Raw genomic sequence first — 21600 nt, 5'->3', positions numbered from 1 at the left:
CTTCATTGGTCATGGGCTGGAGAGCGTCGAGGATGAACAGTGTGCTGTCGTGGTGTCTTGGCGGAGCTGGGTTCTCTGGCACTGGCGCCAGTTCCAGCGCCGACAGGTCGCCCCAGCGATATCGCACCACACCACCTCGCCGGGCTCCGGGTGCACGAGCACCTCAGGGCCACCGGCGATGGTGTCAAGCGGCTCCGTGCCCGTAGCGCGTATCAGTCGGGGCGTCCCTACGTAGCTGGTTAGATCCTCGCCTCCCAATGGGACCTTGTGAAGCACCGAGACGGCGTTGATGCCGGTCAGCCGATTCACCCGCGGCAGGCCCGAAGCTGCACGGCGGAGCAATGCCTCAAGGCTGTTGCGCGTGCGTTGCGGTTTCGCCCCAAACCCTTTGTAGGCTTCGCGCCAAGCGAACACATGGGGAATATCCTCCACTGCCCAGACATCCAGCGATTTTTGTGCCGAAAGCCTCTGCCCTCTGCAGCAGTGCTCACTGGCCGCGTCGCTGGGACCGGGAACCAGCCGTCCACCTCTAACAGGACAGCGCGGTAATCCGGCCGCAGCGAGTGCACCGCGGCATCCACCTCTGCTCCGTTCAGAAACTCCTGAAGCGTCTCCAGATCACGCATCAATTGCCTCCGGCCGGTGCCCTGACCCCACACCCGGTTCAAAAACCGCCCGGGAGAACCGCGCCGGTTCCGTGCCCCCGGTGCCATACGAGTGCTCCACGTCCCCGGGGAACGAAACAGCGTCCCCTGCCTCAAGGACAAACGCTTTGCCCGCAACCACAACGGAGACGGATCCTTCCAGGACCTGCAGCAGCTCCTTCGTTCCGGGCGAGGCGATTGAGAGCCTGAGTGAGAGAAATATTGCTCTAAGTCTTGCGTCACGAAACTTAACTGTACTCTAATGGGTGTTATATTGCTCACATCGGGCAGTGAAGCGCTCATTTGAGGCTCCACTTGCTCTTCAGAGTTCCGGCACTGTCGGACAGGACATTCGGAGTAGAGAACTAATGATGCCTAAGCTTTCCGTCACCCTTCGGGCCGCTGCCGTGGGTGCTCTCACGTTTGCCGTGGCTGCCGGCACGCTGTCGGGGTGTGCCAACCCCACGGTGAACCCCGGTGCTGGAGGCTCTTCAACCGCCACCGCCGAAATCCCGGTAGCACCCAAAGACGAAACTTTGGCCGCCCTCGTCCCTGAGAAGCTCCGCACCGCTGGATCTGTGCGGGTTGCAACGAATGCGCCGTTCCCGCCCTACCAGATGTTCGCCGCTCCGGGCAGCGAGGAGCTGGTGGGCCTTGAGATTGACCTTGGCCATGCCATTGGAGAGACCCTTGGTGTTCCCTTCGAGTTTTCCCAGCAGCCGTACGACGGGTTGATCCCGGGTCTGCAGGCAGGCAAGTACGACGTGCTGATGGCTACGCTGTTTGATACCGCAGAGCGGGAACAGCAGCTCGACTTCGTCAACTACGCCCGCTCCGGATCGGGGATTCTGGTCAAGAAGACCAACTCCGAAGTCAAGACCCTGGATGACCTTTGCGGCAGGGCGGTAGGCGTGCAGAACGGCTCCCTGCAGGCTGACCTGGTCGGCACTCAAAGCCAGAAATGTTCAGACGCCGGTAAAGCACCAGTCGAGATCAAGGCTTTCCCTGCCTTCTCGGATGAGCAGTTGGCCATGAACAGTGGAGCGATCACCGCCATCGTTGGGGACCTGCCTGCCCTGGCCTATGCAGCCACGCAGGACGCGAGCGTTCAGGTACTTGATGATCCGGCAGCCCCCGGTGGGTACGAAAGCTCCCTAATCGGCGTCGGCATCCCGAAATCTGAAAAAAAGTTGAGTGAAGCTGTGCTGGGTGCCATTGAGAAGCTCATGGACAACGGAATCTACAAAGCCATCCTGGACAAGTACGGTGTCAGCCAGACGGCTATTCCGGTGCCGCTGGCCAACCAGCACGGAGGCTGAGATGTCAGTAAGCGTACAAAATGAGCGCCGGGTGGACGACTTCGAGGTACGGCGGCAGCGGCACCCCTGGCGTACTGTGGCTGCCGTCCTTATCGGCCTGGCTGCCGCCGGGATCGCGTGGGTCTTTGCGACCAATCCCAATCTTGATTGGCCGACAGTTGGGGTATATCTCTTTGCCGAGCTGACCCTCCGGGGCCTCATGGTCACCCTTTACCTGACGGTGGTCAGCATGATCATCGGCCTGGTGGGCGGCACGATCATTGCCATCATGACCCTTTCCCACAACTGGGTGTTGCGGGCCGTGGCCGGAGCTTACGTGACGGTGTTCCGCGGCATCCCCGTGCTGGTCCAGATCATCTTCTGGGGCTTCATCGGGGCGTTCTTCCCCTCCATCACTATCGGTATTCCGTTCACGGACACCGTGTTCTTCTCCTCACCCACATCCGCCCTGATCAATTCAACGACAGCAGCGATCCTCGCCCTGGGACTCAACGAAGCTGCTTACGCTTCCGAAATTGTCAGGGCCGGGATCCAGTCCGTCGATTCGGGACAACGTGAAGCGTCCTCGGCGCTGGGAATGAACCGGGCCATCACTATGCGCCGGATCATCCTGCCCCAGGCCATGCGCGTCGTTGTCCCGCCGATGGGCAATGAAGTGATCTCCCTGCTCAAGACCTCCGCCCTGGTATCGGTCATTGCCGGCAACGACCTCATGACCAACCTTCAGCAGGTCTACGCACAGAACTACAAGGTCATTCCCCTGCTGGTCGTCGCTTCCATCTGGTACCTCATCGTCACCACGCTGCTCTCCATCGGACAGAGCCAGATGGAGAAGAGATTTGGCCGGGGAGTAAGCCCCTCGGCCACACCAAGACTGAAAAGAGGAGCACGATGAACGACACCATGGTCCTCGCGGACAACGTCGGCAAGAAGTTCGGACATAACGAAGTACTCAAGGGCGTGGACCTCACAGTCAAGCGCGGCGATGTGACCTGCCTTTTAGGGCCAAGTGGGTCAGGGAAAAGTACCCTGCTCAGGTGCATCAACCACCTCGAACGCATCGATTCGGGCCGGCTCTACGTCGACGGTGACCTCGTGGGCTACCGGCAGGAAGGCCGGATCCTTCACGAGCTGGATGACCGCGCCGTCGCCCGGCAGCGGTCAAGAATCGGCATGGTGTTCCAGAAGTTCAACCTTTTCCCCCACATGACAGCAGTGGAAAACGTCATGGAAGCCCCCCGGATGGTGCTCAAAGAGTCGGCCCTCAGCGCCCGAAAGAGGGCTCACGAGCTCCTGGAACAAGTAGGACTGGGAAATAAGGCCCACCACTACCCGTCCCAACTCTCCGGCGGCCAGCAGCAACGCGTTGCAATCGCACGTGCACTTGCGATGAAACCCGAACTGATGCTCTTCGATGAACCAACCTCGGCCCTGGACCCAGAGCTCGTAGGAGAAGTCCTGAAAGTGATGAGGGAGCTGGCAGCCTCGGGGATGACCATGGTCGTCGTTACCCATGAGATGGGCTTCGCCCGTGAGGCCGCCGACCAAGTCGTGTTCCTCGACCGCGGCGTGATCGTCGAACAGGGCACCCCGGACGAAGTACTCCTTAGCCCCCAGCACGAACGGACCCAATCGTTCCTGTCCCGGGTGCTGTGAAAGCATCATCTCCCCTCTCTGCAACGTCCGGGCAGAAGCCATCCGGGTTTGAAGAAGTTGTCGACATCTGCAGGGACCTGATCCGGATCGATACCTCCAACTACGGCGACTCGTCCGGGCCGGGGGAACGCCATGCTGCTGAGTACGTCGCGGCCAAACTCGCTGAAGCCGGGATCGAGTCGAGCCTCCTGGAACCTGAACCTCGGCGCAGCAACGTCATTGCCCGAGTGCCGGGAGGACCGGGACCGGCGTTGCTCGTCCACGGTCACCTCGACGTCGTCCCCGCCGACCCTGGCCTCTGGACTGTAGATCCGTTCGCCGGTGAGATCTTGGACGGATACCTCTGGGGACGGGGTTCGATTGACATGAAGCACATGGTCGCGATGATCCTGACGGCAGTACGCGAAATGCGCCGCCGGGGCGTACAGCCCCGGCGCGAGCTGGTGCTTGCCTTCACCGCGGATGAGGAAAACGCCTTCACCCTGGGATCCCGGTGGCTGGTGGACAACCACCGGGACCTGCTCGACGGCTGCACCGAAGCGATCAGCGAGGTCGGAGGGTTCTCCGTCCAGGTCCGGCCGGACCAGCGGATCTACCTGCTCGAATCCGGCAGGAAGGGCGTTGCATGGCTTCGCCTGACAGCCCGGGGCAGGGCGGGGCACGGGTCCATCACCAATCCACAGAACAGCATTGGCATCCTCTCCGCTGCAGTAGCGCGCCTCAGTGAGCACCGGTGGCCGCTGCGTCTGACCAAGGTTTCCTCCGAAATGACGGAATCACTGGAACGGCTGGGAGCCCCGGGGATCCTCGGCGATCCACTGTCTCTGGAAGGTACCGTCCTCGCACCAGTAGCCGGCATGCTCACCTCTTCGGTGCGGCACGTCGCGAACCCCACCGTCCTCAGGGCCGGAAAGTCCCTGAACGTGGTCCCTGAAAGCGCCGAAGCCCTCATGGACGGGAGGTTCGTACCCGGGTACCAGGACGACTTCTTTTTTGAGTTGTCCTCCGTCCTCGGCCCGGATATCTCGGTGGACATCATTGATCTGACAGAGGCAGACGAAGCCAATCCTGCGTCAACTCTTGTCACGCAGATGCAATCCGCTCTCGCCGCGGAGGACCCGGGGTGCAAAATCGTGCCGTACACCTCATCAGCGTCTACGGACAATGCATCCTTTGCAGCCATCGGAATCCAAGGCTATGGATTTGCGCCGTTGAAGTTGCCGCCGGGCTACTCGTTCTCTTCAATGTTCCACGGGACGGATGAGCGCGTGCCGGTGGATTCACTGATTTTCGGTGCCCGGGTCCTCTACCGGCTCCTCACAGGCCACGAGCACGCCAATAAATGACAGGAGCGCAGCCCCTAAGGAGGTCCGGGACTGCGCTCCATCAGCCTGGTTTACCAGCCGCGTTCGGCGAGGCGGTGGGGCTGGGGGATCTCGTCGACGTTGATGCCGACCATGGCTTCGCCCAGGCCGCGGGAGGCCTTGGCGATGACGTCCGGGTCGTCGAAGAAGGTGGTGGCTTTCACGACGGCGGCGGCGCGCTGGGCGGGGTTGCCGGACTTGAAGATGCCTGAACCGACGAACACGCCGTCGGCGCCGAGCTGCATCATCATGGCGGCGTCGGCCGGGGTGGCGATGCCGCCGGCGGTGAACAGCACCACGGGAAGCTTGCCGGCAGCGGCGACTTCCTTGACGAGTTCGTACGGGGCCTGCAGTTCCTTGGCCGCGACGTACAGCTCGTCCTCGGGCAATGCGGCAAGCTTGGCGATCTCGGAGCGGATCTGGCGCATGTGCCCGGTGGCGTTGGAGACATCCCCCGTGCCGGCCTCGCCCTTGGACCGGATCATCGCCGCGCCCTCGTTGATGCGGCGCAGCGCCTCACCAAAGTTGGTGGCACCGCAGACGAAGGGAACCGTGAAGTTCCACTTGTCGATGTGGTTGACGTAGTCGGCCGGGGTCAGGACCTCGGACTCGTCAATGTAGTCCACGCCGAGGGACTGCAGGACTTGGGCCTCCACGAAGTGGCCGATCCGTGCCTTGGCCATGACCGGCACGGACACGGCGTCGATGATCGCCTCGATCATGTCCGGATCGGACATGCGGGACACGCCGCCCTGGGCACGGATATCGGCCGGAACGCGTTCCAGCGCCATCACAGCAACAGCACCGGCGTCTTCGGCGATGCGGGCCTGTTCGACGTTGACGACGTCCATGATGACGCCGCCCTTGAGCATCTCAGCCATGCCCCGCTTCACACGGCTGGACCCGGTTTGGCCGGCCAAGGATACGGAATCGGGCGAGTTAAAAGATGCGGACACTGGGGACTCCTTGATGGGAAGAAAGAACTGGGGCATGAGGGCAGCGTTTATCCATGTCATCCCCGCCTGCTGCAGCAACCGACAGGTCGCCGGAGCAGGAGGCCTCCTGCCGGCACCTCCGAAATGTTTTCACCAACAGCACAGCTGGAGGCCCGCTGCGTTGCACCGGGTCCATCGCAGGAGGTACTTGCGTGATGCACCCCTGCACGTCAACCAGTCGGAAAGGCCTATAAGGCGGCAAAGACAATGAGAAATAAATTGCTCACAAAGGCAGTATAGATACAGTGGAGGTGCTGCACAAGAACGTTTGCCGCCCCGGGCCCGCAGAAGGGGCCCACCTGATAGGCTCCAAGCTGAGCACTTTATCACTCGCCCGAGCGCAGGATGGATCAATGACAGAGGTCGATGTCGCGGGGCACTCCTTGATTGCACTGGTTGGCGGAACAATCAAGAAGCTTCGTACCGCACAGCGCATATCCGTGACGGATCTGGCGAAGCGGTCGGATGTCAGCCGCAGGATGCTCACCGCCATTGAAGCCGGCACGGCCAATGCCTCCCTGGTAACCCTCGATAAGATCGCCCGGGCATTGGGCGTGGAATTCTCCGCGCTGGTCCGCACCCGCGCTGACAGCCCGGTAGAGCTCCTGCATGCAGACGAAGCGTCCACTGTATGGCAGGGAACCCGGGAGGGCAGTCGCGGGCGCGTCTTCACCACAACCAAGAGCCAGGGCCCGGCAGAGATGTGGGACTGGACCCTGGCCCCAGGGGACCGCTATGACGCTGAACCTGACCCTGCGGGATCAGAAGAGATACTCGCCGTCGTCAACGGAACACTCGCCCTCTCGGTGGATGGATCGAGCTATTCAGTGGGCAAAGGTGGGGTGGCCAGAATTGCCACAGACCGCACCTACTCCTACATCAACAGTTCCGCGGAAGTAGTGAGCTTCGTTCGGATCGTAGTGATCAACACTCCCTGAGCCGGAGATCGCCGGGCGTCGCACCGCTTCCCGCGGCGCCTGCCCCAAAAATCCTCCGCAGGTCACCCCCGGGTCTCCCTACCCACAGGGTGATGGAGTGCCCACGGCCCACGCTGAGCCAGGTCGCGGCAATTCGTCGGCGGATAGTCGGTGCATCGCCTGGATTGAGGACCTCCTCGGTTTGCTCCGAACGGATGATCGAAGATCCAAACTTCTGGATAACTGTCAGCACTCGAGCAGGCGCACCCTCAAGATGACAGCAATGCCCGGAAGGCAGGGTGGCGCTGACCATGCCCACCGCGGACTCCTTGGGATTGGTAAGAAGCTGCAGCGACAACTCCTGCATGTCCCCATCAATGGAGCTCATCGCCGGCCCCTTCCAGCCCAAAGTCTCCTGATTCGGGTCCACTACCTCTTCCACCCGCAGGGACAACGCCCTGCAGGGACGCACCACAACCGGCAGGCTTGCGTTCCGCCCGGACTCGATGTTGCTCAGAGAACCGACTGCCAATCCCACGGCTTCTGCAAGGCTGGTCAGGCTAAGCCCAAGCATGATCCGCTGTCGCCGGAGGCGTCGGCCCACGAGCGTTGCCATTCGAACCTCGGATGGTCCTGTTGCGGGAACGTCGTTGATCGTAGTCTCACGCACAAGCGAACACTATATTGCGCATCCTGGTCAGTCCTAACGGGAAGTGCGCTAGGCGAAGATGTGCGGTTGGTGGTCCAAAGCTCCACTAATCCATACAAAGGGTTGCGCGGTGGGGAGCAAGCGCGGGTGGGTTGTCCGTCACCACTGTTGTGCAGTATATTGCTCTTATTGGCAGGGCTGAGGCCCGTCTATCTGAAGGCGCGCCACCTGCCCCTCCTGACGGCGGTCTTCCGCGCGATGAGAAAGAACGAGACTTATGGAACAGCGAATCATCAACACGCCCGCAGCTCCTCCGGCAGTCGGCGCCTACAGCCAAGGCAAGCAGATCGGGCCCTTCCTGCAGCTCTCGGGGCAACTTGCCATCGATCCCACGACGGGATCGATTCTGGCCGGTGGAATTGCGGAACAAACGGAACAGAGCCTCAGGCAGATCGAAGCACTCCTGAAGGATGCAGGAGCATCATGGGCTGATGTGCTGATCACACGGGTTTACCTTGCTTCGGATGATGACTTCGACGCGTTCGACGCTGCGTACAGCAGGGTTGTTCCGCAGCCCTTCCCCGCCCGGGTAACCGTAGGTGCACAGCTTGCCCCAAGCGCCCTGGTCGAAATCGACGCACTGGCCGTCCTCCCGCACTGATCCCGCAGGCGCCCGTGCCATCGACGTCGACTGACGCCCCCGATGGCACGGGCCCTCCGGCCGCCCACGGAAGCTGAAACCATGGCGACTGAAACCAGCAATCCCGCCGCACCAACGGGTCCAGATGGGTGGAACGAGTTGTCCGAGGGACAGAACGTCGTCCTCGTCCACGAAACAGGACTGCCCGTCGAAGGCACCGTTGACGCCATCACCCACGACGGAAAAATCATCTGGATTACCTCGGTACCGCTGCACCGGCGCATATTTCATGCCGACGACGGTTACCGGATCAAGAACTAGCAGACATCACCAGGCAACGCCCCGCTACCGACCAACCCACCGGCGGCCGGAAGAGCCGTAGCGGTTCCCCCGGCAGGGCATGAGCCATTACCCCTTCCCCGACCCACAGACCGGAACGAGACTATGAACGCAGAAGACCCACCTACTCAAGGCACCGGTGCCCGCAACGGCGGGGACCTCGTCGTTGAGACCCTGGAAGCCCTGGGTGCGAAAACCGTCTTTGGCATCCCGGGCCAGCACGCCCTGGGGCTCTTTGACGCAATGGGGCGCGGCAACCTGCAGTTCGTCTCGTCGCGGGTGGAGAACAATTCCGCGTTCGCTGCTGACGGGTATTCACGGGCAACCGGTGAGGTGGGGGTCCTTTTCCTGTCCACCGGTCCCGGCGCCCTGACGTCCTTGGCCGGGCTGCAGGAAGCGTATGCCACCGGCGTTCCCATGGTGGTGGTCGCGAGCCAGATCCCGCTCGAGGGCCTGGGTGCCCGGCGCAAGGGTATGCTGCACCAGCTTGATGACCAGAAGGCGTCGGCGGCTAATGTCACCAAGAGCCAGCGGCTGATCCAGCACGCATCGGGCATCCCGTCCGCCATCCAGGACGCCTGGACCGAGGCCATTTCCTCGCCCCAGGGGCCGGTGTGGATTGAGATTCCGCAGAACGTGCTGCTTGATCCGATCATGGTGCCGCCGGTGGAGGACGCGCTGGCGGAAGCGGCGGACAATCCGCCGCGGGTGGAGCTGGTCCGTGAAGCGGTGAAATGGCTGCGGGCCGCGGAACGTCCGGCGATCATTGCTGGCGGCGGCACCCGGCGCGGCCGGGCAGAAAAGTCCCTGCTCTCCATCGCAGAAAAGCTTCGCGCCCCGGTGATCTGCACCCCGGGCGGCAACGGTGCGTTCCCTTGGAACCATGAGCTGTCGCTGCAGTCCTGGATCGAGGACCGCCACATGACCGATGTGCTGGAGGACGCGGACGTCCTGGTGGTTATCGGTTCGTCCCTGGGCGAGGTCACCTCCAACTACTTCACTTTTGAGCCGCGGGGCCGGATCATCCAGATCGACGCCGAACCCCGGGTCCTGGAGTCCAACCGCCCAGGCCTGGGCATCCGCGCGGATGCCGGCCAGGCCCTGGCAGCCCTGGACGAAGCACTTGAGGCTGGCCGCGCCACGCCAAACTGGCACGGGACATCCCCCGAGGACCTGGTGCAGGAATCACTGGCCAAGGTCCGTGCCCGCCTGGAATCACAGGACCTGGCCAAGGAACTGAAGTTCATGGCAGACATCCGCGAAGCGGTTCCGGCGGACATGCAAACCTTCTGGGACATGACTATCTCCGCGTACTGGGGCTGGAGCTGCTGGGATGCCCGGGAGGGCCAGTTCCACTCCGCCCAGGGTGCCGGCGGGCTGGGGTACGGCTTCCCGGCAGCCATCGGCGCGGCAGTGGGGCTGGAAACAGTGGGCAAGCCAGGCCGGGTGCTTGCTGTCTCCGGCGACGGATCCTCCATGTACTCCATCTCCGAACTGGCCACCGCGAAGCAGCACAACGTGCCGGTCACCTGGCTGATCGTGGACGACGGCGGCTACGGCATCCTGCGCGAATACATGGTAGGTGCGTTCGGCAAGGCGACCGCCACCGAACTCGCGCGGCCGGATTTCGTCAAGCTCGCCGAAGCGTTCGGCGTGCCTGCCACAAAAGTGGCCCCTGAGGATGTGGGGAAAGCCCTGAAGGCGGGCTTCGCGGCCGACGGGCCCAACGTCATCGTGGTGGAAACGCTCCTGAAGATGTTTGCCCCCACCCACCCGTCCACAAGCTGAAACCCATTGAGCCACGCAGAGCCGCCCACCCTGATACCAGGAGGGCGGCTCTGCCATTGCCACGACGCCCTCTGCAATATCGGCTTGAACAGCTGCGGGAATGAACAGCTGCTTTTGCCTACCGGGCCGGTGAAAAGACCGGGGTCTCGCCGGAACCCCGTGGCACTGACCCTGTAGGTAGCGGGCGAAATGCCCCAGTTGTCAGTGCTGAGGTGGGAAGAGGCCGGGAATCTGCAGGGTGCGCAGGGCGCATCATCAGGGGTGCGACGAAGGCTCCACCTGTAACCGAGCGGAGCCTTCGTCGAGGAATCGCGTCAGGAAACTGTGCGGATGAGCTTTCTGTTCGCGAACTCCTCAACCCCATAGCGTCCAAGTTCCCGGCCGAAGCCGGAGCGTTTAACCCCTCCGAAAGGCAACTCCGGTGATTCGACACCTACCCCATTGAGGAACACCATGCCGGCTCCAGCTGGTCGGCTACCCGCAACGCCTGCTCTGAATCCGTACTGAAGACGTAGGCTCCGAGCCCGAACACGCTGTCGTTAGCGACCGCTATCGCTTCGGCCTCCGAGGACACCCTGTGTATCGAGGCAATGGGTCCGAAAAACTCTTCCTGGTAAGCCGGGTTTTCGGCATCCAACCCGCTGAGGAGAGTCCCGGGGAAAAAGGTTCCGGACGGGTCTCCCCCGGTGACGACAGTCGCCCCGTGGGAGACTGCAAGGTCAAGCTGCTCCTGAAGCCGTTGTGCTGCCGCAGCCGAGGAGACAGGGCCCAGGATGGTTTCCGGACGAGAGGGGTCACCAGGCTTCACCTGTTCGAGAGCGGTCGCAAAACGGTCAGTAAAGGCGTCGAACAACTCGTCGATGACGACGAATCGCTTGGCCGCGTTACAGGCCTGTCCGTTATTTTCCAGGCGGGCCGAGACCGCTGATTCGACGACTCGGTCCAGGTCATCCGTTGACAGGAGGACGAACGGGTCCGACCCTCCAAGCTCAAGGACAACCTTCTTCAAATGCCGTCCAGCGATTTCCGCGACCGCAGCACCTACACGTTCGGAGCCGGTGAGGGAAACGCCCATGACGCGCGCGTCGGCGATAATTTCAGCTACCTGGTCATCGCTGGCATAGACGTTGGCGAACGCGCCTGCAGGAGCACCGGCGCTGTGGATCAGGTAGGTTGTTGACACCGGCTGACGGGTGGTTGGCCCCCGAGGGCGCTGTGAGCGCGGTGGTTGTTGTAGAAGTTTAACCACGCGGTGAGGGCGTCGGCTCGTTCCTGGTTTAAAGCGTAGGGGCGCCGGCAGGCACAACCTTCCTGAAGCGTCCGGTTGAAGCGTTCTGCCTTGCCGTTTTGCCACGGATGCCTGGCTTTTGTGAGCTTGTGCTTTGCGCCTAAGTTCTTATGGGCGGACTGGAAGTCGCGGGAGCGCCGATAAGCCAGCGCGTTATCGGTCATGACCCTTTCCACCGGTGCTCCGTGTGTTGCCATGAAGGCCACGGCCCGGGACAGGAAAGCGGCGCAGGTAGCGCCTTTTTCATCAGCCAGGACCTCGGCATAGGCCAGCCGGGAATGATCGTCAACGGCCACGTGCACGTAGTCGAAACCGATGCCGCGCCCACGCACTGACTCGCTGCGTCCGTGGGCACGCCACCCACCGCCGGCGGGATCCTGCCCAGTTTCTTCACGTCCACGTGCAGCAATTCACCGGGAACCTCGCGTTCGTACCGGTGTTCCGTGGCCCGACCGGCGCGGATCCTCACCCGGTGACCGGGTCCAGCTCCCAAAGCCTGGGCATGCCTGCCCGGGCAAGGATCCGCGAGACAGTGCGCGGATGCACGCCGCAGCGCATGCCCAGTTCGAGAGGGCCTTCGCGGTGCTCGGTACGTTGTCTGAGCACGTCCGCGACGAGCTTTTCATCCGTAGCGTGCGGGCACGAGCGGGGCCTGGAGGAGCGGTCTTCCAGCCCGTCCCAGCCATGCTGCCGGTAGCGGTTGAACCACCGGTAGGCACAGGTGCGGGAGACGCCCATCTCCTTAGCCACGTGTGCTGCCGGCCGGCCGGACAAAATACGCTCAACGAGTATCCGCCTACCTGCAAGGGCCAGACGGGAGTTACGGTGGACCATGAAGACCTCTTAGATTCAGTTGGCAGTTGTGGTAACCACCAACCTAAGAGGTCTTCACCCTTTCACCGTGTAACCAACGTCCTGTCTTAATACAGTTAGCGCGCGAGTCGGGCGCACCCTGCGTTTGCGGGGGTGTCGTTATGGGTGGGTTCTCCGGCCGAGAGGAGTCCGCCCCGGCCGGAGAAGGATTTATGCCTGTGCGCGGCGCGCGAAAAACTCGCTGACTTTTGGAAGACCGGCACGAAGAACTTCTTCGTTGTTGGCGTACCCGATCCGGAGGCAACCCTCCAGATCAAAGGCACTGCCCGGCATCATCAGCACACCGGTTTCTTTCAGCAGGGCCTCCGCCAACTCCGCTGACGGTTCGTCGGTGTTGTACTGCAGCAGAGCCGTGGTACCGCCGGCGGGCTTGACGTAGGTGATTGACGGCTCCTGCTGGACCCATTCATCCAGAATGGCCAGGTTGGTGCGCACGATGGAACGGGAACGCTCGAGGATCGCATCCTTGTTCTCCAGCGCGATGCGGGCCAGTACGTCATCGATCATTCCGACGCTGATGGTGTTGTAGTCACGACGGATTGCGACGCGCTCAATCACTTCCGTGGGGCCGGCCACCCAGCCCAAACGGAGTCCGGCGAGGGAGAAGGACTTGGACATGCTGGCAGTGCTGATGCCGCGGGCATAAACGTCCGCAATCGAGGCAGTGAAGCCGTCACCGTCCTGGGCCGTTCCGCGGTACACCTCATCACACAGGACGTACGCCCCCACGGTGGAGGCAATGTCGGCGATGGATTCGAGCACCTGCCGATCCATGACTGAACCAGTCGGGTTATTCGGGTTGTTCAACACGATGAGCTTAGTGTTTCCATCCACCATGGACTTCAGCTCATCAAGGTCCGGCAGGTAGCCGTTCTCCGGGCGGAGCTTCAGCAGCTGGACGTTGGCGCCGTAACTTTCCGGGATGGAGTAGTGCTGCTGGTAGGTCGGCAGTACCGAGATCACGCCGTCGCCGGGTTCGACCAGGGTTTCATGCACGAGGGCGTTGGCGCCGATCGCGCCGTGGGTTGTGATGGTGTTTTCCGGCTTCAGGGTCTCGTAAAGGCCGGCGATCTGCTCCCGCAAAGCTTCAGAGCCTTCAATCGCCCCATAGGTGAGCTTCATCGGCAGGATCTCGGCCATGAAGCTTTCCCTGCGCCCGGCCATTGTCAACAACTGATCAACCGTCAGCGACTCAACACAGGTCTCGGCGAGGTTGTACGCGCAGTCGTTCTCGTACTTGTTCATCCAGATCTCGACGCCGAAGTCCTTGATTTTCATGGCAGCTCCAAAATTCGATGGCACACGCGGCCATACGGGTTGTCTAAGAATGAGCACGCGACGCTCACCAGTGCTGTTACTTATATTGCCCACCTTGGGCAATGCGTGTCAAGATGCGGGGTTTTCGTGCCTGATCTCAGTCGGAAGTGCTGCTGCTTGTATTGCTCTTGTGAGCAATATATGTCTACTATGCCGGGGGTGATTTCCACCACCATGGGGCCCAGCGCGTCAGTTGGCCCGATTACCAGACTTTAGGAGTGCCAAGGATGCCTCCACTTCTTCACACCGTCTTCCGTAAGACCATCCCCGAAGATCAGGAGGGGAGCTCCCCCGTCGGCGCGCACTCGCTGACCAGAAGCATGGGAGTTTTTCAGCTCTCCATGCTCGGTATTGGTGCGACGGTCGGAACCGGATGGAAGCGGGAGCAGTGGGCAGCGGCAACAGTGCTGGGCGTCGCGCTGGCTGGAATGAATACCCTACCTGGCCATCGGTGAGATTCCGATAGGTGTGGCCGTGACCCTTGAATTCACCGGGCCCCTTCTGCTTGCCCTTGTGCAGACCCGGCGCCTTACCGACGCGGCATGGGCGCTGTTGGCGTTCGCCGGCGTCGTTCTCCTGGGGCTCGACGGCGGCAGCGCCCTCTCGGTCGCGGGTATCCTTTTCGCGCTCGGCGCGGGCGCCTTATGGGCTGTTTATATCCTTGCCAGTGCACGCGTCGGCCAGCTGGTACCCGGCGTCGAAGGCCTGGCCGTATCGATGGCGATCGGCGCGGTCATCGCGTTGCCCCTCGGCGCGACGGCTGCGACGGGCGGAGCGGTGGCCTCACCGCTGGTGCTGCCGGTCTTCATGGGTGTGGCGCTGCTGTCCAGCGCGCTTCCCTATGGTCTGGAGATGCTCGCGCTGCGGCGGCTGTCCACCCGTGTCTTCGGCGTCCTCTCCGCCCTGGGCCCGGCTGTGGCCGCCCTCGCTGGCCTGCTGGTGTTGGGCCAGGCGCTAGGCCTACGCGAGATCATAGCCCGGGTTTTGGTCACAGCCGCCTCAGTCGGTGTCACGGTCGGCGTACGACGGCGCCGCGCGGACAATGCAGACCTCCTCATCCCCCAACTCAAGAGAACGGACTAACCCATGCCCCTGCCCACGACCGACACCACTGTCACGTACCCGGACGGCGCGACCACCTCGACCGGAACCGTCCTCCACGTTGAGCCGCTCTCCGATGGACGATCCGCAGTCCTCCTCGACACCACCGCATTCCACCCGGTCGACACCGCATGGCCTGACCAACCCGCCGACCGCGGCACGATCACCACCGCGGCAGGCGAACAGCCAATCGTGGGCGGCGTCACCGGTGGCATCCACGACGGTCAACTTCACCTCGGCGCGGACATGCCCGTCCGGACAGGAACCGAAGGATGGACCTTCGTGGTCGCCTACATCATCGAAGGCCCCCTACCCGCGGTCGGCGAGTCCGTACAAGTCGACGTCGACCAGGACTACCGCGCAGCACTCTCCGCAGCGCACACCGCCTGCCACCTCGCCGCGCTTGCCCTCGACGCCGCACTCGCAGCAGCGTGGAGCAAACCAGCACCCACAGACGCACTGGGAAACCCAGCCTTCGACGCACTGGCCATCCAGCGTTCGCGCATCGACGCCCACGGGTCTACCGACACCTACCGCATCAAAAAATCTCTCCGCCGCAAGGGATTCGCTCCTACCTCCCTCGATGACCCCTCCGCCGTCGCCGAACGTGTCAACGACCAGCTCGAGCAGTGGATCAAGGCCGGCGGCGCGGTGAGGATCGAGCGGGACGATACCGCTCTTTCTGCCCGGCGCGCCTGGGTCTGCGAACTCCCTGACGGACGCACCGACATCCCCTGCGGCGGCACCCACCTCCACGACCTCGCCCAACTCTCCGACATCACCACATCGCTCACCACCGCCGAGATCGACGGTGGACTCGAACTGATCATGGAAACTGCCGCCACCACGACATGAATCTCCCGCAACTTTTACACCTTCGGCAGCGCGGCCGGCGCTGAACATTCATTGGTCAGAATCGCCACAGACCATCATCGCGATAGCAGACACGCCCTTTTACAATCCGGGCCAGAAGCCACAGAAAGCACTTGGAGAACGGCCGCGTACCGGTGGGATCGCACGGGTTTGCCCTGCCGAGGCAGGGTGACGGAATCCAGCTTATCGGCGCGAAAATACAGCGAGAATCAAGGGGAGTGGCAGGCGCTTCAGCCGGTCAACTCCTCTTGCCGAGCCCTGGCAAGGCCGGCGGAGTAAATTCCGCGGATCTTGGTCGTCCGGTTGGCTTAGCGGCCGAGCGACGCATAGCCGGAGCCGTCTTTGAAAATCCAGTCGGGTGCTTCCCAATCGGTCTCAGCCACAGTCTTTCCCTTCGTCGGCCGGTCACGCTCGTTCCCCTCATGGCAAGCGGACGGCCGGGTCCGGAACGGTAGGCTAGCGCGCATGAGGAAGCACCCGTACACGGGGCCCCGGGACACCGATGATTTCGATGGGCTGAATGCTGACCAGGCCGCGAAGCTGATGCAGGCGTACCGGCATCTTGGCGACGCCTTCGAGACGGTCGGCGACGAAGACCTGTCCGGACGGGGCTGGCTGATCGATGATCCGCTGGCACTGGTCGCGGCACGCAGGCGCCGGATGGCCAGGGCAGGCCGCGAACTGCACGCTGCAGTGAAGCTGGCACGACACCAGGGCAAGAACTGGGACGAGATCGGCGAGGCCTTGGGAATCAGCGCCCAGGCGGCCCGAGCACGCTACGGTCCCTGAGTGGGCGCGGCCGCGGTGGCACCTGCCTTAGATATCGTCGATTATCGGCGAAATGTCGGTCTAAATGACTCTTCCCTTATCCAGCACTATTGTCGGATATCCAGCACTATTGTCGGAGCTCGTCGGTGTGGGGGCTACGTTCTTATTAGGCGGCGCTGAGTCTTGGGTGGGTGCCGCGATCGTGCTTGGGCATGGGCTAAACCACTTTCGACCGGGTGATGCCGAGCATGACCCGGCCAACGATGGATTCTCTTCCGGCACACCGGGGCAGGATGCGATGGCACCCGCCCGCGGTGGTGCGGGCGGGTGTCGGAGGGCTCTGTCAGGCGTGCTGGTCGGACTGGGTGGAGTCGGGTTGGGCTGTCCAGGCCGGGGGCTCATCCTTGCCGGAGGCCTCGTCCTGTTCGGCCTTCTGGCTGGTGGCCTGCACGAGGCCGGGGGCATGGTGGACCGGGGCGTAGATCGCGTACAGGCGCATCGGCTCCTCGCCGGTGTTGATCACGTCGTGCCAGGTGCCGGCGGGAACCTGGATGGACCAGCCGTCGCTGACCTCCTGCTGGAACTCGAGGCGGTCCTTCTCCGGGCCCATAACGCATCGTCCCTGCCCGGCGTCCAGGCGCAGGAACTGGTCGGTCTCGGGGTGCACCTCCAGGCCGATGGACTTGCCGGGCGGGATGGACATCAGGGTTACCTGCAGGTACCTCCCGGTCCAGGCGACGGTGCGGTAGTTGGAGTTTTGGCGCGTGGCCGTCTCGATGTCGAAGGCGTTCGGGTTCGGGCCGTTGTCGTTAATCTGCACGGTGGGTGCTCCTTTCGGATCTGCGGGTGTTGAGAGGGTGTCTCCTCCAGACGGCGGGGCGCGGGCTGGGTGGCTGGGCGCGGCCCGGTCCTCACAGGGAAGGCTCGGCGCGGGCGGGCGGGGATTTCTAGACGGGGTGCGCATTCACCGCTCCTTCGCGGCGGCGAACCTTGTGGAGACCAGCAAGGCGATCGCAGCGCCGAGGCCCGCGGTGGTGAACACCGCGGTTAGTCCGGCCGCGGTGGCACCGGCGGTGCCGACCAGGGCGCCGGCGAGTCCGGTGCCGATGGCAATGCCGGCTTGGTTGCCCAGTTCCATCTGGGAGGAGGCGCGCCCGACGGAGCCGGCGGCGTCGTCGAGGACGGCGATGGAGTTGGTGGTGAACCCGATGCCGGCGCCGAGCCCGGCCACGATCCACCCGCCGACGGCGGCCAGGATGGGCGTCTCGGTCACGATGACGGCGCCGATGACGGCCAGGCCGACGATGACGAGCAGGGCACCGGCACGGGCGATGGCGGCCGTGCTCACCCGGGCCTTCAGCAGCCGGTCGGGCAGGTATGCGCCGGCGGTCCACCCGATGATGCCGGCGGTCAGCACCGCTCCGGCGGCGGGGGCGCTGATACCGCGCAGACTGGTGAGGGCCAGCGGGATGAACAGGTCCGCGGTGAAGAACGCCATGGACAGGGCGGCGGCGAACACCACGTTCGCCGGCAGCCCCCGACGGACGGTGAGCGTCCCGGCAGGCAGGATCTGCCGGATCCCCTGGTAGGCGAACGGCAGTCCGCACACCAGGGCGGCAACCGCCCACCACGGGGCCAGGTTCGGTGCGATCAGCACCGCCGCCAGGCCGGTGCTCAGCGCCAGGCCGCCGCCGAGGTACCGCGCCAGCGTGTGGCGGCCGCCGGTCGGGGCGCCGGCCTCGCCTCCGGCGCTGGCGTGCCGGTCGAGTCGTCCGAGTGGAGCCCGGATCAGGAACGCGGCCAGCGGGGCCAGCGGAACCAGGATTCCGAAGACCCACCGCCAGGTGAGGTTCTCGGCGATCAGCCCGGCCAGTACCGGACCGATCAGGCTCGGGATGGTGAACGCGCTGGCGTTCAGGGCAAGCATCTTCGGACGGATCCCCTCCGGGAAGCCCCTGCCGATCGCCGAGTATGCCGCGACCGATAGTGCGCCCGCGCCCAGGCCCTGGAAGATGCGGCCGGCCACGACCACCCACATTGCCGGAGCCAGGCTGGAGATCAACAGGCCGCCGGCGAAGCACGCCGTCCCGACGGCCAGGGGCTTGAGGATCCCGAACCGGTCGAACAGCGGCCCCGCGACGGCGAGGCCGATGATGTTCGCCAACGTAAACCCGGTGAAGACCCACCCGTACAGACCCACTCCTCCCAGCTCCTCGGCGGCTGCGGGCAGGGCGGTGCTCACCCCCAGACGCGAGAACGCCGCGGCGGCGACCAGGGTCACCACGCCGAGGGCCAGCGCCCGGAAGCGCGGACTGAGGACTCCCCCGGCCAGTGGCGCCTGCTCCTTCTCGACCGGCATTGTGACTCTCCCCCTTGCAGTTTTCCGTGTCATACTCAGTCCAACTACTTATCTAAGATAGTTATTCCTGATAATAATATCGACCGAGGAGGCAGGGGTAATGGCGACAGCCGAGCAGGTGATTGACGCGCTGTTCAGGGCAGGGCGCGGCGTGCAGACCTACCGGCGCCTGCCGGAGGGCCTGCGGCGCGCCCATCTCTACGTGCTGCACGCGATCGAGCAGCTGGGCGGCACGGCGCGTGTGACCGATATCGCGGAGCGGAGCCTGGTGAGGGTCCCCAATATGACCCGGCTGCTCAAGGAGACCGATGCCGCCGGCTGGACCGGCCGGGCGTCCGATCCGGCGGACAGACGCGCGGTGATGGTCTGCCTGACCGAGGCCGGCTCGGCCTGCCTGAAGAGGTACTACTGGGACTATCTAAAGGCCATCGCCCAGCGCCTCCAGCCCGGGGAACATCCCGAGTACGACGTCATGATCACCGCCATCGATCAGGCGGTCAGTGCCATCGAGGAGGCCACCGCCAGGATCAACAAGGCCGACACTGATCAGCCGACAACGGGGTAAGATCTCCGCTCGGGTCCCCGTGCGCATGTAACGCTGCAACCACCCCGACAATGCGTCGGCCGGCTGCCGCTCGTCTCACAGCAATACGCGGCCGGGCCGGTCCTCGGCGGCGCCGGTCCCGTGGGATCAACCTGCCGCGGTTTCCAGGTTCTGCCGCCTCGTTGTCTGGACGGCAGCCAAGGTGGACCGGACGTTTGAAGCGGCAGGTCACCCCCTTCACTCGGATCGATCACGGTCAGGGCGGAAGGGTCCGCGGCGCGGAGCCGGCGGCGGTGCAGGGTGCGGTCGCGGCTGCGACTGCTGTGAAAGAATGGCGACTGTGATGGCATTCGGCAATGAGAGCCTCTCGGAAAGGGTCAAGCAGACGATCCTGAACCGGGTGATTGATGGCACGTACCAGCCCGGAACCCGACTGGTTGAGCTGCAGCTGGCGAGGGAATTCGGGGTCAGTCAGGCCCCGGTCCGGGAGGCCCTGCGCGAGCTGGTCTCCACCCGGCTGGTGGAAAACCTTCCGCGGCGGGGCACGTTTGTGCGCGCAGCCTCGCAGGATGATCTGGCCGAGGTGTACCTGGTCCGGGTGGCGCTTGAGGGCACGGCCGCCCTGCATGCCTACCCGCGCCTACATGCCGATCCGACCCCGCTGCGTGAAGCCCTCGAAGGCATGCGCACCGCGGCTGCGGCCGGGGACGCGCACGGCATCGCCAAGTTCAGTACGGACTTCCATCGGGCCGCCATCGTGGCCACTGGCAACCGGCTGATGCTGGAAATCTGGGATTCACTGTTTGTGGAGGCCCGCACTTTGGCCACCGTCATCCGCGGCCACGTGGATTTGCACGCCGCGGCGGAGGCCCACGCCCCGATTCTGGAGGCCTTCGAGCACGGCACGCCCGAGGACTGCAAGCGGCTGGTGATAGAGCACCAGCAGGAGTACTCGATCCTCCCCCTCGGCTAGGAGCTGCTCAACTGCGGCTCCTCAGGCCTGGACGCCCCCGGCGGGACCGGTGCGTATCCTGAATTAGCACGGCGATGGTGATTCCTGCCAGCGCATATTTCGGTTTCCGCCCCGCCGCCCACCAGAACGGTCCCGGGTGGGCTTGGACTCTCCAGCCGGTTCGTCCACAGGAACAGCCAGGGTAAAAGCGTCGTCGCCAGCCCGTTATAACGCCTCATGAACGGTTCGGCGGAAACGGCAGACCGGTCACCTACGGGGCCAGGGGCGATCGGACCCGTGCCAGCCAACAGTGCCGGAGCACTCATTCCCAAGCCGGCGTGGCCGCCGCAATTAGGGGGAATCTGCGATGGATCTTAGCCTCCCGTCCGGCGACAGCAAGCGGGACCGCCACGTAGACACGCCGGTGGGCAGGGCACATGCGCCCCAGCCGCGGACCCGACGGCGATGGCTTCAGTCCGACCCGGCACAGACACAACCCGCTCTGCCACCGGCCGAAATGGCACGAAACGGGCGACTAAAGATTCCCCCACGCCTCTTGTGATGTGCGCCACTCGGCACGTACGCTATTACTATCAATTATCGATAACGCGCCCGCAGTTCGACCCGCGGGATCTTCCCGCAAGTTAACGCCACCGGAGCGAAAGCATGACTTGGCAAGGAACTCAACAGGGCTCACCGGTCGTTTGTGCCGATTGTGGGCATTCTTGGAGCCCCGATCACGGGTGGCTTGGGGCGATGATAGGGGTCTCACCGCGCCCGGGGCCGTGCTCGGCATCTGATGAATCGCAGGGCATGTGCGGATGCACGTCCGTCGGGCATCTCTGCTTCTAGAACACTATGTGCTGCCTTCCTCCCAGGAGTTGCCGGTTTTAAATCTGGTCGCGACAGGCATGTTATGTCGCCTGATTAAGCTTTTGTTTCTTTCAACTATTGGGGGCCCGACTACGCGGCTGCAGGCACGAAATGCGCTCTGGTCCTCGTTGTGGAACTCATCCAGGGCGGCGGGCGAGGAGCTTCCCTTCGCTCCAACGCCTTATACTCCGGCTCAAGCTGGCGCCGCCTTTGACTGGCCGCGCGTCGAAAGCCGTCGGCCGCAAGACCAAGCACGGCAGCAAAACACCTTCCGCGCGCAAGTTTCCGAAAGGAACTGGGCGGGGTGCAAACGGAGGGTGCCGATCTTCACACTTCGGGCG

20 protein-coding genes and 2 pseudogenes are annotated in these 21600 nt (G+C 63.7%); 13 read left to right on the top strand and 9 right to left on the bottom strand.

Annotated features, from left to right (window positions below; genetic code table 11):
* Positions 1-9: 9 nt before the first annotated feature.
* Together AC5RWG_RS17120 and AC5RWG_RS17115 are read right to left on the bottom strand one after the other, a co-directional pair.
* Complete coding sequence (locus AC5RWG_RS17120; RefSeq protein WP_494167522.1) at positions 10-414, bottom strand: B3/B4 domain-containing protein; 405 nt, start codon at positions 412-414, stop codon at positions 10-12.
* A 204-nt stretch (positions 415-618) separates the two neighbouring features.
* A complete protein-coding gene (locus AC5RWG_RS17115; RefSeq protein ID WP_494167521.1) occupies positions 619-843 on the bottom strand; it encodes a cupin domain-containing protein in 225 nt (74 codons plus the stop codon).
* 172 nt (positions 844-1015) lie between these two features.
* On the opposite strand from AC5RWG_RS17115, the gene AC5RWG_RS17110 reads away from it, so the two are divergent.
* Genes AC5RWG_RS17110 through AC5RWG_RS17095 form a run of 4 tightly spaced genes read left to right on the top strand, consistent with a single transcriptional unit; the run spans position 1016 to position 4965 of the window.
* Positions 1016-1963: an ABC transporter substrate-binding protein gene (locus AC5RWG_RS17110; RefSeq protein ID WP_494167513.1), complete on the top strand. Its 948-nt coding sequence runs from the start codon at positions 1016-1018 to the stop codon at positions 1961-1963.
* Position 1964: 1 nt separating this feature from the next.
* Positions 1965-2858: an amino acid ABC transporter permease gene (locus AC5RWG_RS17105; protein WP_494167512.1), complete on the top strand. Its 894-nt coding sequence runs from the start codon at positions 1965-1967 to the stop codon at positions 2856-2858.
* Positions 2855-3619, top strand: coding sequence for an amino acid ABC transporter ATP-binding protein (locus tag AC5RWG_RS17100; RefSeq protein ID WP_494167511.1), 765 nt, complete (start codon positions 2855-2857; stop codon positions 3617-3619). Before AC5RWG_RS17105 ends, AC5RWG_RS17100 begins: the two co-directional genes overlap by 4 nt.
* A complete protein-coding gene (locus AC5RWG_RS17095) occupies positions 3616-4965 on the top strand; it encodes a M20/M25/M40 family metallo-hydrolase (RefSeq protein WP_494167510.1) in 1350 nt (449 codons plus the stop codon). The genes AC5RWG_RS17100 and AC5RWG_RS17095 overlap by 4 nt, the downstream gene beginning before the upstream one ends.
* A gap of 50 nt (positions 4966-5015) precedes the next feature.
* Here AC5RWG_RS17095 and pdxS read toward each other — a convergent pair whose 3' ends face one another.
* Positions 5016-5954: a pyridoxal 5'-phosphate synthase lyase subunit PdxS gene (gene pdxS / locus AC5RWG_RS17090; protein WP_494167520.1), complete on the bottom strand. Its 939-nt coding sequence runs from the start codon at positions 5952-5954 to the stop codon at positions 5016-5018.
* A gap of 377 nt (positions 5955-6331) precedes the next feature.
* On the opposite strand from pdxS, the gene AC5RWG_RS17085 reads away from it, so the two are divergent.
* Complete coding sequence (locus AC5RWG_RS17085; RefSeq protein WP_494167509.1) at positions 6332-6916, top strand: helix-turn-helix domain-containing protein; 585 nt, start codon at positions 6332-6334, stop codon at positions 6914-6916.
* Here the strand turns inward: AC5RWG_RS17085 and AC5RWG_RS17080 are convergent.
* Entirely contained in the window at positions 6903-7511 is a 609-nt protein-coding gene (locus tag AC5RWG_RS17080) for a helix-turn-helix domain-containing protein (protein ID WP_494167508.1), read from the bottom strand. The two genes, AC5RWG_RS17085 and AC5RWG_RS17080, sit on opposite strands and share 14 nt — an antisense overlap.
* A gap of 310 nt (positions 7512-7821) precedes the next feature.
* Here AC5RWG_RS17080 and AC5RWG_RS17075 point away from each other — a divergent pair, with 310 nt between their 5' ends.
* From AC5RWG_RS17075 to AC5RWG_RS17065, 3 genes are all read left to right on the top strand, one after another.
* The gene (locus AC5RWG_RS17075; protein ID WP_494167507.1) at positions 7822-8205 is read left to right on the top strand and encodes a RidA family protein; all 384 of its coding nucleotides are present in this window, start codon (positions 7822-7824) and stop codon (positions 8203-8205) included.
* Positions 8206-8286: 81 nt separating this feature from the next.
* Complete coding sequence (locus AC5RWG_RS17070; protein WP_494167506.1) at positions 8287-8505, top strand: hypothetical protein; 219 nt, start codon at positions 8287-8289, stop codon at positions 8503-8505.
* 123 nt (positions 8506-8628) lie between these two features.
* The gene (locus AC5RWG_RS17065) at positions 8629-10311 is read left to right on the top strand and encodes a thiamine pyrophosphate-binding protein (RefSeq protein ID WP_494167505.1); all 1683 of its coding nucleotides are present in this window, start codon (positions 8629-8631) and stop codon (positions 10309-10311) included.
* 314 nt (positions 10312-10625) lie between these two features.
* Here the strand turns inward: AC5RWG_RS17065 and AC5RWG_RS17060 are convergent.
* From AC5RWG_RS17060 to AC5RWG_RS17050, 3 genes and pseudogenes are all read right to left on the bottom strand, one after another.
* A pseudogene (locus tag AC5RWG_RS17060) lies at positions 10626-11494 on the bottom strand (aldehyde dehydrogenase family protein).
* Positions 11476-12433 (bottom strand): annotated as a pseudogene (locus tag AC5RWG_RS17055) (IS481 family transposase). Before AC5RWG_RS17055 ends, AC5RWG_RS17060 begins: the two co-directional pseudogenes overlap by 19 nt.
* 189 nt (positions 12434-12622) lie before the next feature.
* Positions 12623-13750, bottom strand: a complete 1128-nt coding sequence (locus AC5RWG_RS17050) for an aminotransferase (protein ID WP_494167504.1) — start codon at positions 13748-13750, stop codon at positions 12623-12625.
* A 513-nt stretch (positions 13751-14263) separates the two neighbouring features.
* Between AC5RWG_RS17050 and AC5RWG_RS17045 the strand changes: the two genes are divergently transcribed.
* The 3 genes from AC5RWG_RS17045 to AC5RWG_RS17035 all read left to right on the top strand — a co-directional run bounded on the left by AC5RWG_RS17045 (position 14264) and on the right by AC5RWG_RS17035 (position 16552).
* Entirely contained in the window at positions 14264-14872 is a 609-nt protein-coding gene (locus tag AC5RWG_RS17045) for an EamA family transporter (RefSeq protein ID WP_494167503.1), read from the top strand.
* Positions 14873-14875: 3 nt separating this feature from the next.
* Positions 14876-15745 (top strand): alanyl-tRNA editing protein, encoded by an 870-nt coding sequence (locus tag AC5RWG_RS17040; protein ID WP_494167502.1) that lies wholly within the window; start codon positions 14876-14878, stop codon positions 15743-15745.
* 483 nt (positions 15746-16228) lie between these two features.
* Positions 16229-16552: a hypothetical protein gene (locus tag AC5RWG_RS17035; protein ID WP_494167501.1), complete on the top strand. Its 324-nt coding sequence runs from the start codon at positions 16229-16231 to the stop codon at positions 16550-16552.
* 322 nt (positions 16553-16874) lie between these two features.
* Here the strand turns inward: AC5RWG_RS17035 and AC5RWG_RS17030 are convergent, their stop codons facing one another.
* On the bottom strand, positions 16875-17351 hold the full coding sequence (locus tag AC5RWG_RS17030) for a cupin domain-containing protein (protein WP_494167500.1): 477 nt from the start codon (positions 17349-17351) through the stop codon (positions 16875-16877).
* Between the two features lie 144 nt (positions 17352-17495).
* The gene (locus tag AC5RWG_RS17025; RefSeq protein WP_494167499.1) at positions 17496-18890 is read right to left on the bottom strand and encodes an MFS transporter; all 1395 of its coding nucleotides are present in this window, start codon (positions 18888-18890) and stop codon (positions 17496-17498) included.
* A gap of 100 nt (positions 18891-18990) precedes the next feature.
* Between AC5RWG_RS17025 and AC5RWG_RS17020 the strand changes: the two genes are divergently transcribed.
* Positions 18991-19455 carry a MarR family winged helix-turn-helix transcriptional regulator gene (locus tag AC5RWG_RS17020; protein ID WP_494167498.1) on the top strand — a complete coding sequence of 155 codons (465 nt, stop codon included), beginning with the start codon at positions 18991-18993 and terminating at the stop codon, positions 19453-19455.
* Between the two features lie 322 nt (positions 19456-19777).
* Entirely contained in the window at positions 19778-20407 is a 630-nt protein-coding gene (locus AC5RWG_RS17015; protein WP_494167497.1) for a GntR family transcriptional regulator, read from the top strand.
* Positions 20408-21600: the final 1193 nt, after the last annotated feature.

It is taken from the genome of Arthrobacter sp. Y3221160 (genome assembly GCF_059092585.1).
This window is presented reverse-complemented; position numbering and strand designations above follow the sequence as displayed.